Origin of the sequence: Pseudomonas sp. WS 5532, assembly GCF_012985445.1 — a bacterium.
GTDB lineage: Bacteria > Pseudomonadota > Gammaproteobacteria > Pseudomonadales > Pseudomonadaceae > Aquipseudomonas > Aquipseudomonas edaphica.
Window position 1 is genome coordinate 1 of sequence record NZ_JAAQWK010000045.1, and the last position, 11,359, is coordinate 11,359.

Sequence of the window (11,359 nt, forward strand, 5' to 3'; positions counted from 1 at the left end):
GGGCGCATGTCTCAACAGCTCGGGTGCTTAAGGCTGCCAAGGCGGATAAACAGGCCTAAACATGACGTTAAACGGACTCTTAAACATAGACCTTGAAAGGCATGGCTCTTACAGCGGGTCACTTTTGCAAGGACCGGAATGCCGGCCCAGTCAAAAGTAACCAAAAGGTCCTCGCCCCAACACTCGGTGCCTCGCTGTGGCTCGGCATGCCCGCAATCCGCCAGTGATTTGGGGGGGCGATTTCAGATCAAGATCAAAAGCGCAGATCAAAAGACCGCTGACTTCGTCATCGAAAAGAATGTAAGAGCCGGAGCAACAGCAACAGCAGAGCCATACTCGGTCAAAGGTGGGAGCTGGCTTGCCTGCGATGGCATCAACTCTGTGTGCCTGATATACCGAGGTGTCTGCATCGCAGGCAAGCCAGCTCCCACAGAAAAGCAGCTCTTCAGTGCATGCAAATCCGCAGTCGATCTCATATTCAAAACTGCATGCGCTCCCACATTTAGACCCCGCGGCATCAGGTAGATAGGCTTTTGCCTTGCACTTGATCTGGCTCTTGCTTCAACCACTCAGGTCGGCTTTCAGGCCGCCGTGCTGTAGATCTTGATCTTGATCTTGCTTTTGATCTGAGACGCCCCGTTAACCACGATGGCCGAACGCAGGCTTGAATCCGTGGGTAACCCGGCAGGACGCCGGGTTAGCCGCGCTGGGCCAAGGATGGCCCATCGCGGCGGCCCACGGATTCAAGCCTTCGTTCTGGCACACCGAGCCTAAGCGAGGTGCCGAGTGGTGGGGCACAGACCTTTTGGTTACTTTTGGCTGGGCCGGCATTCCGGGCGTTTGCCAAAAGTGACCCGCTGTAAGAGCGGAACCATAAGCCGCCGTTACCCGAATAACGGATATGTACACCGACAAACCGCCATCGCAGGCAAGCCAGCTCCCACAATTAATCGACGTTGAAACTTACACCAACTCCCGCGCCAGAAACGGTGCAGTACGGCTGGCTTTGCTCTTGGCGACCTTCTGCGGCGTACCATGAGCCACCACCTTCCCACCCAAATCCCCAGCCCCCGGCCCAATATCAATCACCCAATCCCCCTGGGCCACCACCCGCATCTCATGCTCCACCACAACCACCGTGTGCCCCGCGTCCACCAGATGATTAAGCTGACTCAGCAAACGGTCCACATCCCGAGGATGCAAACCCGTAGTCGGCTCATCCAACACATACAACGTCGCGCCCCGGGCATTACGTTGCAACTCGGTCGCCAACTTGATCCGCTGCGCCTCACCGCCGGACAGCTCAGTCGCCGGCTGCCCCAGACGCAGATACCCCAAACCGATATCCCGCAACACTTGCAACGAACGCAACACCCCAGGCTGCTCGGCAAACACCTCGACCGCCTGCTCCACGGTCAACCCCAGCACCTGGGCAATGCTCAAGCCTTGCCACTTGATCGCCAACGTCTCAGGGTTATAACGCGCCCCATGACACGTCGGACACGGCGCATACACGCTGGGCATAAACAGCAACTCGACACTGACAAACCCTTCCCCCTCGCAATGAGGGCAACGGCCCTTGGCGACGTTGAACGAGAACTGCCCGGCATCGAAATGACGCTTCCTGGCCGCCGGCGTTGCCGCAAACAATTTGCGCACGTTATCGAACAACCCGGTGTAAGTCGCCAGGTTAGAACGCGGCGTGCGGCCGATGGGCTTCTGGTCCACCTGCACCAAACGTCGAATCTGTTCCAAACCGCTGCTGATCCGCCCACCACTGCTTTGCGGGGCATCATCTTCAAGGCTCGGTTCTTCGTCGCTTTCCAGCACACGACCCAAGCCCGTGCCCACCAGTTCCAACAGCGCCTGGCTGACCAGACTGGACTTGCCCGAGCCGGAAATACCCGTCACCGCCGTAAAGCAACCCAGCGGGAAATCCACGCTTAGATCCTTGAGATTATTACGCGTCACGCCTTCAAGCTTCAGCCACCCCGACGGCTCACGTCGCGTCGTGCTGCAAACGCGCCGTTCGGCAAACAAATACTCGCGCGTCTGCGAGGCCTGCACATCCGCCAACCCGGCAGGCGGACCGCTGTACAGCACTTGCCCGCCGTGCTCACCGGCAGCCGGCCCCACATCGATCAGCCAGTCGGCCCGGCGCATGGTTTCCAGGTCATGTTCCACCACAAACAACGAATTGCCGGCCGCTTTCAAACGCTCAAGCGCAGTAAACAATGCTTCGCCATCCGCCGGGTGCAGGCCTGCCGAGGGCTCGTCCAGCACATAGATCACGCCGAACAGCTGCGAGCCCAACTGGGTGGCCAGGCGCAGGCGCTGCAATTCCCCGGATGACAATGTAGGCGTGCTGCGCTCCAGGGACAGATAGCCCAAGCCCAACTCGGTGACGGTGCTGACCCGCTCCAGCAAGTCCTGGGCGATACGCTGAGCGGCCAGGCGCTTTTCCACCGACAGCTTCATTTTGTCCTGCCCCGCCGCCACCGGGCGCAGCAGCTCGGCCAACTGCGCCAGCGACAGTTGCGACAGCTCGCCGATGTCCACCCCGGCAAACTTCACCGACAGCGCCGCCTTGTTCAGCCGCTTGCCCTCGCACGCCGGGCACGCACTGCCCTGCATGAACTGCGACACGCGCTTTTTCATCAGTGCGCTTTGGGTATGGCTGAAGGTGTGCAGGATATAGCGCCGCGCACCGCTGAACGTGCCCTGGTAGCTCGGCTCCAGCTTGCGTTTCAACGCGTCGCGGGTTTGCTGTGGGGTGAAGCCTGCGTACACCGGCACGGTCGGGGTTTCGTCGGTAAACAGAATCCAGTCGCGCTGCTTTTTCGGCAGGTCGCGCCACGGGATGTCCACGTCATAGCCCAGGGTCACAAGGATGTCGCGCAGGTTCTGCCCCTGCCACGCCAAGGGCCAGGACGCCACCGCACGCTGGCGAATGGTCAAGGACGGATCCGGCACCATCAGCGCCTCGGTCACCTCATACACGCGGCCCAAACCGTGGCAGTGCGGGCAGGCGCCCTGGGGCAGGTTCGGTGAAAAGTCCTCGGCGTACAGCATCGCCTGCCCCGGCGGATAACTGCCGGCACGCGAATACAGCATGCGGATCAGGCTCGACAAGGTGGTGACGCTGCCCACCGACGAGCGTGCACTCGGCGTGCCGCGCTGCTGTTGCAGGGCCACGGCCGGGGGCAAGCCTTCGATAGCGTCCACATCGGGTACGCCGACCTGGTCAATCAGGCGCCGCGCATAGGGCGCCACCGATTCGAAATAGCGGCGCTGAGCCTCGGCATACACCGTGGAAAACGCCAGGGATGATTTGCCCGAACCCGAAACGCCGGTAAATACCACCAGGGCATCCCGGGGGATATCCACATCGACGTTACGCAGGTTGTGTTCGCGGGCGCCGCGCACGCGTACAAAGCCTGGGCGCTGGGCGGTGATCGGGGGGATGTTGCGCTGTGACGTCATGGGCAACCTTGTCTGGCGGTGAGCACGCTGCGCACCCGTTGCGTGAGGGCTTCGGGGCTGTAGGGCTTGCTCAGCAGATGAATGTCGGAGCTCAGCAAATGATTGCTGGAAAGAATGTCGCGGGTGTGCCCGGAGGTGAACAGCACCGCCACCGGCGGGTGCTGCACGCGCGCCCAGTCGGCCAGGTCGGTGCTTTTGACCCGGCCGGGCATCACCACGTCGGTAAAGATCAGGTCCGGCTGCACGCCGTTTTTCAGGGTTTGCATGGCCCGGTCACCGTCTTCGGCGGTCAGTACCGTGTAGCCCGATTGCTGCAGCAACTCGACCACGGTCAGGCGCACGCCTTCGTTGTCCTCGACCACCAGGATGGTTTCCTGGCCGCCGCTGTGAGTCGCCTGCTCGGTGTCGACCTCACCACATTCGGGTTCCAGGCTGTGGGGGAAATACATCTGCACTACCGAGCCTTTGCCCTCCTCGCTCCACACCTCCACATGCCCGCCGCTTTGGCGCACAAACCCGAACACCATGCTCAGGCCCAGGCCGGTGCCGTGCCCTTCGCGCTTGGTGGTGAAGAACGGCTCGAACGCACGCTTGAGCACCTCCTGGGGCATGCCGACACCGGTGTCGGTCACTGCCAAACGCACGTATTCACCGGGCTTGATGCTTTTACCGATGCAATCGCCCGGGTTGAGGATGATATTTTCGCCGCTGATGCGAATCACGCCTTCGCCTTGCATGGCATCGCGGGCATTGATCGCCAGGTTGAGCAGCGCGTTTTCCAATTGGTTACGGTCGACATTGATGCACCAGGAGTCCTGGGGCAATTGGACGTCAATATGGATGGTTTCGCCCAGGGCGCGTTGAAGCAGCTCGCCCAAGCCTGCGTAGATGCGCTGCGGGTTGTACACCGCCGGTGACAACGGCTGACGACGCGCAAACGCCAACAGTTGCGAGGACAGCTTGGCGCCGCGCTCCACCGCCGCAATGGCCGCCGTGACCCGGCGCTGCACCTGGGGGTTGTCCGGCTCATGGCGGGCCAGCAGGTGCAGGTTGCCGGCGATCACTTGCAGCAGGTTATTGAAGTCATGGGCCACGCCGCCGGTCAGGCCGCCGATTGCCTCGAGCTTCTGGGATTGGCGCAACTGATCTTCGGCGGCGGAACGCGCTTGCACTTCGGCGGCGACGCGTTGCTCCAGGTTATGGGTGAGTTCCTGGCGCAGGCGCTCGGAATGCACATGCTCGGTGGTTTCCACCACAATCGCCAACACCCCGGCCGGCTGTTGGTTATCCCCGGCGACGGGGCTGTAATAGAGGTCCAGCCAGACGGTTTCCGGCTTGCCGTTACGCAACAACACCAGGTCTTTGTTGTTAAACGTCAAGGTACCGCCCGCCAGGCAGGTGTCGACCACGTGGCGATTGAACTCGGCCACCTCCGGCCAGCCCAGCTCCACCGGCGTGCCGAGCAAGTACGGATGCCGGCCGCCGGCAAACACCGAATAGCTGTCGTTGTAGATCATGTAGCCGGCCCGCCCCCACAGCATCACCATCGGCACGGGCGAGGCCAGCATCATCTGCACGTTGCAGGCCAGGCTGGCGCTCCAGGTGTCAATCGGGCCAAGATCCGTGGCGGACCAATCGAAAGCACGGATACGCTGGGCCATTTCACCGGACCAGCCTTCACAGCCGTAGGGGTTGGATAAAAATTGCATCGGTTGGCTCTGTGCAAAGAGAGGGTATTTGCAACGTTTTGGAGCGCGCCAGCGGCGGATGGTTTCACTTGTTATAAGTTAGGAGGTAATGGCGACAAAAACCACTGCCCTCAATGAAAATCCCGGCTGCGCACATGAATGCCTTCCAGCAGCGGCGTCAGGTCGGTAAGACGCCCGGCAATCAGGTGCCGCACCTCACCCACCGCCTCCCAGCGCCCGTCGACTTTGAGCAACCGCGAGCCGACCAGCGCCAGGCGCTGGCGTTCTGCCAGGTCGCGCCAGACCACCACATTGAGGTTGCCGAACTCATCTTCCAGCGTCACAAAGGTCACGCCGCTGGCGGTGCCAGGGCGCTGGCGCCCGGTCACCAGACCGGCGACGCTGACATTGCGCCCATGCTCCACCGCCATCAGCTCCAAAGAGCTGCGGCAGCGGCGTTTGCGCAACTCATCACGCAGCAACGCCAGCGGGTGCGGGCCGAGGGTGGTGCCAACCGTGGCGTAATCAGCCTGCAAGTCTTCGCCAACCGTCGGCGCCGGCAATTGCACCGCCGCTTCGTCGGGGCTCGGCAGGCCCGCGAACAACCCCAGCTGTTTATGCACGCCTGCCACTTCCCAGCGTGCCCGGTGCCGGTTGCCCGCCAACGCACGCAAGGCCCCGGCATCCGCCAGCAACGCCTGGGCCCGCGCATCCAGGCCAGCGCGGTCGTCCAGGTCGGCAATGTCGCTGAACACTCGACGCTGGCGCGCCGCCTCGATGCGCCGCCCATCCTCCTCACGAAACCCCGAGATCATGCGCAACCCCAGGCGAATCGCCGGTTGCTGGCCGTCGACAGGCTCCAGGCTGCAATCCCAGTCACTGGCCAGCACATCCACCGGGCGGATCTGCAAGCGGTGGCGCCGCGCATCCTGCAGGATCTGGTCCGGGCTGTAGAAACCCATGGGCCAGCTGTTGATCAAGGCACAGGCGAACGCCGCCGGTTCATGGCACTTGAGCCAGCAACTGGCGTAGGTCAGCAAGGCAAAACTGGCCGCATGGGACTCGGGGAAGCCATAGCTGCCAAAGCCTTTGATCTGCTCGAAAATCTGCGCGGCAAATTCCTCGCTGTAGCCGTTCTTGAGCATGCCGGTGCGCAGACGCTGCTGATGCGGTTCCAGGCCGCCGTGGCGTTTCCAGGCGGCCATGGAGCGGCGCAACTGGTCGGCTTCGCCTGGGCCATAGTCGGCGGCAACCATGGCGATCTGCATCACCTGTTCCTGGAACAGCGGCACGCCCAAGGTGCGTTTCAACACTGCCTCAAGTTCCGGTGACGGATAAGTGGTGGGCTCTTCGTTATTCCGGCGCCGCAGGTACGGATGCACCATACCGCCCTGGATCGGCCCAGGCCGCACAATCGCCACCTCAATCACCAGGTCGTAGAAGTTCTGCGGCTTGAGCCTGGGCAGCATCGACATCTGCGCCCGCGACTCGATCTGGAACACGCCGATGGTGTCGGCCTTGCTGATCATTGCGTAGGTTGCCGGGTCCTCCTTGGGGATCGTCGCCAACGCCAGATCGCGGTTGCGATGGCGGCGCAGCAAGTCGAAGCAACGGCGTATCGCGCTGAGCATGCCCAACGCGAGGATATCCACCTTGAGCAGGCCGACGGCGTCGAGGTCATCCTTGTCCCACTGGATAATGGTGCGCTCGGCCATGGCGGCATTTTCCACCGGCACCAGGGTGTCCAGCGGGTATTCGGAAATCACAAAACCGCCAGGGTGCTGGGACAAGTGCCGGGGAAAGCCGATCAGTTGTTGAGTCAATGTCAGCACACGCCGCAGGATCGGGCTTTGCGGGTCGAAGCCGCCTTCGCGCAGGCGTTCCAGCGGCGGCGCATCTTCACTCCAACGCCCGCAACAGTCGGCCAGCGCGTTGATCTGGTCCGGCGGCAAACCGAGGGCCTTGGCCACGTCGCGCACCGCGCCGGACGCGTGATAACTGCTGACCACCGCCGTCAACGCCGCGCGGGTGCGGCCGTAGCGTTGGAACACGTACTGCAGCACTTCCTCGCGGCGTTCATGTTCGAAGTCCACGTCGATATCCGGCGGTTCATTGCGCTCCTTGGACAGGAAGCGTTCGAACAGCATATCCGTCAGGCTTGGGTCGATTTCGGTGATGCCCAAGGCAAAACACACCGCCGAGTTGGCGGCCGAGCCGCGGCCCTGACACAGGATCGAACGGCTGCGGGCGAAGCGCACGATGTCGTGCACCGTCAGGAAGTAGCTTTCGTAACCGAGGTCGCTGATCAACTGCAATTCCTTGTTGATCTGCTGCAAGGTCTTGGCGTCAACACCGTGTGGCCAGCGCTGGGCAATGCCTTCCTCGGTCACGGTGCGCAGCCAGGATTGGGCATCATGGCCGGCGGGCACCAGTTCGCGTGGGTAGTGGTAGCGCAACTGGCTGAGATCAAAGGTGCAACGTTTCGCGATGGCCAGGGTTTCATCACGCAGCGCTTGCGGGTACAACGCTGCCAGCGCGTCGAGGCTGCGTAAATGCCGCTCGCCATTGGGGTGCAGGCGCGTGCCGGCTTCGGCCACCGGCACGTGATGACGGATCGCGGTCATGGTGTCTTGCAAGGCCCGGCGCCCGCGCGCATGCATGTGTACATCGCCGCAGGCCACCGCCGGGATCTGCAGGCTGGCGGCCAGGGCCAGGCGCTGCTGCAAATGGCGCGCATCGTCCTGGCCGCAGTGCAGGTGCACCGCCAGCCACAGGCGTTCGGCGAAGGTGTGTTGCAGCCATTGGAGGGTGGCCTGGGTGTCGTTGTCTTCGGCCACCCACAGCGCCAGCAGGCCGGGCATCGGTTGTTCGAAGTCGGCGTGCAGCAGGCGGTAACGGCCTTTTTCGGCGCGGCGGCGAGCCAGGGTGATCAGGCGGCACAGGTGTTGATAGCCGCTGAGATCTTCGACCAGCAACACCAGTTTCGGGCCGTTTTCGATGCGCACTTCGCTGCCGATAATCAGCGGCAAATCCACCGCCTTCGCCGCCTGCCAGGCTCGCACGATGCCCGCCAAGGTGCATTCGTCGGTGATCGCCAGGGCGCTGTAGCCTTGGCGCTTGGCACGTTCGAACAGCTCCAGCGCACTAGACGCGCCGCGCTGGAAACTGAAATTGGACAGGCAATGCAGCTCGGCATAGCTCATGCGAACCAGCCTTGCAGCCACAGCCCGTCGTTCTGCCCCACACAGCGATAGGCCCAGCCTTGCTGGCCGGCACGGGTGCGGATCAGGTAATAGTCGCGGCGGATATCGGCGCCGTCCCACCAGCCGGATTCGATGCGTTCCGGGCCCATCAGGATCTGCACGCCCTGCTCGGCCAGCAAGGTCGGTTCAGTCAGCAACCAGCCGGGGCGCTGCACTTTGTGCAAGGTCGGGCACGCACGGCTGTCGGCGCTCGCCTGCCAGGCACATTCGGGGCGGTGGTCGGCGTGAAAGCGCAGGCTTTGTACGGCCTCATCGCCAAGCCGTGCGCGCAAGCGTTCGCGCAGTTGCTCCCAAGGCAAGGTTTGTTGCGGGCGATCGTCGAACAGGTCCTGGCGTTGCGGCACAAACACCGGCAGGTCCTGGGCCACCAGGCGGAACCCGCGCACCGGAGAGGTGACTTGCACCTGTTCCAGGCGGCCACGGGCCAGTTCGAACAGCATCGACGGTTCGCGCTCGGCACTGAGCAGGCCGACCTTGATCACACTGTCGGGCGCCTGGGCGTGTTCCAGGTGCAAGTCAAAGCGCTGCACGCCACTGTCGCGCCCGCAGAGGAAGGCGGACAAGTCACCGGTCAGGCGCCGTAACGGGAACAGCAGCGCCTGGTGTGACTGCACGTCGAAATTCAGCTCGATGCGCACGTCGAACTGATCCGGCGGCTGGTAAAACGCCAGGGCCAGTGGGCGCTGCCCGCTCAGGGCATCCAGGTGCTTGAGCAAGCCGGCGTCAAAGCGTCGCGCCAGGGTGTGCCGAGGCAACGCCTGCACCTGGGCCAAGGTACGCAAGCCCATACGCGACAAGGCCGTGGCCGCCTGCGGGTCAAGACCGGCGCGGTCGATAGGCAGTGGCGCCAGAGCCTGCTGCAAGGCGTCCTCGCCGATCGCCAAACCATCATAAATATTCGCCAGCACCCGCGCCGCCGCCGGGTTCGGCGCGGCGACGATACGGTGGCGAAAGCCCAATTCGGTCAACTCCTGGCGCAAGCGCGCCTCAAACTGCGGCCACGGCCCGAACAGGCCCAGGCTCGACTCGATCTCGAACAGCAACGCACGCGGGTAATACACGCTGACCTGGGAGCTGAAACGGTAGGCCCAGGCGGCGAGGAACTGCTGCCAGCGCTCGATTTCGGCGGGGTCGTATTCGGCGCTGGCAAAGGTTTTGGCCAGGGCATGCGCGGCCGTCAGCGATTGACCTGATCGCAGGCCCAAGGCGCGGGCGGCGGCATTGACGGTTTGCAGCACGCGGCGCTGCGGTGTGCCGGCCAGCAGTACCAACGGTTGATCCGGCTCAGGGTGCACACGCTGCACCCCGTCCAGCGCCAATTGCGGGAAGACAATACACACCCAGCGCATGGCAACCTCAGTGCCCCGCCAGTGCTATCGGCGCCGGGTGGGCCAAGCCGCCCCGGCACTTGAGCACCCGCACTTGCGCAGGTTTTGCCTCGACGGCCAGGCGCAAGGCGGCGGGCGATGAATTGACCGCCTCGCTCAAAGCGCGCCAGGCAAACGCCAGGGTTTGCCCGGTCTCGGCCGCCACCTGCAAGCGCCGCAAGGCGCGGTCGTCGGCCTTGCGCGGCCAGCACAGCACCGCGCCGCAACTGCCCGAACGCAGGCACTGCTCCACCGCCCACAACACGTCGCGCGCCTCGGCCTGGATCACCGAAAGCTGGCGCAAATCCACCCCGGCGTTCTGCCAGGCGTGGGGGTACGGCGTGTAGGGCGGCGCCACCAGCACAATCCGCTCGCCCGCCGTTGATAAGCGGGCCAGGGTTGGCAACACCAATTGCAGCTCGCCAACGCCCTCCTTCGCCATCAGGATTTCACTCAGCGCCGACTCCGGCCAACCGCCCGTGGGCAACACCGCGTCCAGCGCCGCCAGCCCAGTGGGGTGCACGCTGGCCGGTGGCACGGCGGGCCGGCCTTTCCAGACGCGGCCGCCATTGAACAGCGTATCCAGAGCAACGACGGCGCCCATCAACCTTGCCTCACCAGGCCGCAGAACACCCCTTCGATGGCCAGGTCCTGATCCGGCCCGACCACAATCGGTTGATACGCGGGGTTGCGCGGCAGCAGGCGCACCTGCTCGCCGTGGCGCTCAAAGCGTTTAATGGTGACTTCGCCGTCCAGGCGCGCCACCACAATCTGCCCGTTCAAGGCTTCGGCGCTGCGGCGCACGCCCACCAGGTCGCCGTCGAGGATGCCGTCTTCGATCATCGAATCGCCCTGCACACGCAGCAGGTAATCCGGGGTTTTGGCGAAAGTGGCGGGGTCGAGTTGCAGACGATTGTGCACTTCGGCATCGGCGCCGATGGGCAGGCCGGCGGCGACACGGCCGAGTACGGGCACGTCCAGCCATTCGGGACGCGCCGGTTGGTTGAGCAGGCGGATGCCACGGGCCTGGTTGGGGTTGACCTCGATGAAGCCGGCTTCGGTCAGGGCCACCACGTGTTTGCGAGCGACGCTGCGCGAGGCAAAGCCGAACGCCTCGGCGATCTCGGCGAGGCTTGGGGGCTGGCCTTGTTGCGCGATACGGTCGCGGATGAAGGTCAGGATGGCGGTGCGACGGGGGGTCAGGGTTGTCATGGAGTACATTTGTACTCTTGTGGGAAATTTCTGACAATAGCCGGTAGTCGGGATTGGGGGGGGGTTGGGTGCATATCCATTATTTGGGTAACGGCGGCTTATGGTTCCGCTCTTACAGCGGCTCACTTTTTGAGGGACCAAAAAGTAAGCAAAAAGTCCTCGCCCCAACACTCGGTGCCTCGCTGTGGCTCGGCATGCCCGCAATCCGCCAGTGATTTGGGGGGCCGCCGCGATGGGCCATCCTTGGCCCAGCGCGGCTAAACCGGCATCCCTGCCGGTTTACCCCCCAAATCCCTGTCAGATTCCGGCCATCGTGTTTAACGGGGCGATTTCAGATCAAGATCAG

The 11,359-nt window shown here is 63.5% G+C and carries 6 protein-coding genes; all 6 read right to left on the minus strand.

All coding sequences use genetic code 11. The annotated features are described in order from the left end of the window. Window positions 1-963: 963 nt before the first annotated feature. A complete protein-coding gene (gene uvrA, locus HBO23_RS33460; RefSeq protein WP_170040988.1) occupies window positions 964-3,483 on the minus strand; it encodes an excinuclease ABC subunit UvrA in 2,520 nt (839 codons plus the stop codon). After that, entirely contained in the window at window positions 3,480-5,192 is a 1,713-nt protein-coding gene (locus tag HBO23_RS33465) for an ATP-binding protein (protein WP_170040989.1), read from the minus strand. The genes uvrA and HBO23_RS33465 overlap by 4 nt, the downstream gene beginning before the upstream one ends. 110 nt (window positions 5,193-5,302) lie before the next feature. After that, entirely contained in the window at window positions 5,303-8,374 is a 3,072-nt protein-coding gene (locus HBO23_RS33470; protein ID WP_170040990.1) for an error-prone DNA polymerase, read from the minus strand. Further along, the gene (locus HBO23_RS33475; RefSeq protein ID WP_170040991.1) at window positions 8,371-9,783 is read right to left on the minus strand and encodes a DNA polymerase Y family protein; all 1,413 of its coding nucleotides are present in this window, start codon (window positions 9,781-9,783) and stop codon (window positions 8,371-8,373) included. The genes HBO23_RS33470 and HBO23_RS33475 overlap by 4 nt, the downstream gene beginning before the upstream one ends. Window positions 9,784-9,790: 7 nt before the next feature. Then, entirely contained in the window at window positions 9,791-10,405 is a 615-nt protein-coding gene (imuA, locus tag HBO23_RS33480) for a translesion DNA synthesis-associated protein ImuA (RefSeq protein WP_017135401.1), read from the minus strand. Beyond that, window positions 10,405-11,022 carry a transcriptional repressor LexA gene (gene lexA / locus HBO23_RS33485; RefSeq protein ID WP_017135402.1) on the minus strand — a complete coding sequence of 206 codons (618 nt, stop codon included), beginning with the start codon at window positions 11,020-11,022 and terminating at the stop codon, window positions 10,405-10,407. The genes imuA and lexA overlap by 1 nt, the downstream gene beginning before the upstream one ends. Window positions 11,023-11,359 lie beyond the last annotated feature (337 nt).

Coding starts and splice junctions, on each gene's coding strand:
- uvrA (WP_170040988.1), bottom strand. CDS start 3,483: ATGACGTCACAGCGCAACATCCCCCCGATCACCGCCCAGCGCCCAGGC.
- HBO23_RS33465 (WP_170040989.1), bottom strand. CDS start 5,192: ATGCAATTTTTATCCAACCCCTACGGCTGTGAAGGCTGGTCCGGTGAA.
- HBO23_RS33470 (WP_170040990.1), bottom strand. CDS start 8,374: ATGAGCTATGCCGAGCTGCATTGCCTGTCCAATTTCAGTTTCCAGCGC.
- HBO23_RS33475 (WP_170040991.1), bottom strand. CDS start 9,783: ATGCGCTGGGTGTGTATTGTCTTCCCGCAATTGGCGCTGGACGGGGTG.
- imuA (WP_017135401.1), bottom strand. CDS start 10,405: ATGGGCGCCGTCGTTGCTCTGGATACGCTGTTCAATGGCGGCCGCGTC.
- lexA (WP_017135402.1), bottom strand. CDS start 11,022: ATGTACTCCATGACAACCCTGACCCCCCGTCGCACCGCCATCCTGACC.